Source organism: Vibrio sinus (assembly GCF_023634645.1).
Taxonomy (GTDB): domain Bacteria; phylum Pseudomonadota; class Gammaproteobacteria; order Enterobacterales; family Vibrionaceae; genus Vibrio; species Vibrio sinus.
Genome location: NZ_JAMKMR010000068.1, coordinates 1 through 261, shown reverse-complemented (window position 1 = coordinate 261; position 261 = coordinate 1). Strand labels below are relative to the sequence as shown.

General features: G+C 49.0%; 1 tRNA gene. It reads left to right on the top strand.

Annotation, left to right across the window (positions count from 1 at the left end):
* Nucleotides 1-55: 55 nt before the first annotated feature.
* Nucleotides 56-130: transfer RNA gene (locus tag M9194_RS21630), tRNA-Gln, on the top strand.
* The last annotated feature ends 131 nt before the right edge of the window (nt 131-261 follow it).

Below are 261 nucleotides of genomic sequence, written 5' to 3'. Positions count from 1 at the left end.
TCAAGTCTCTCCTTCCGCACCATATTTTTGACAAGCTTGAATAAGCTGTCGCTGTTGGGCTATCGCCAAGCGGTAAGGCAGCGGCTTTTGATGCCGCCATTCCCTGGTTCGAATCCAGGTAGCCCAGCCACTCTTTCTTTTTGAAAGAACACAACGTCTCATTGATTCTCCAATTATCAATGATGACCACAAAACTACGCGGAAGTGGCGGAATTGGTAGACGCACCAGATTTAGGTTCTGGCGCCGCAAGGTGTGAGAGT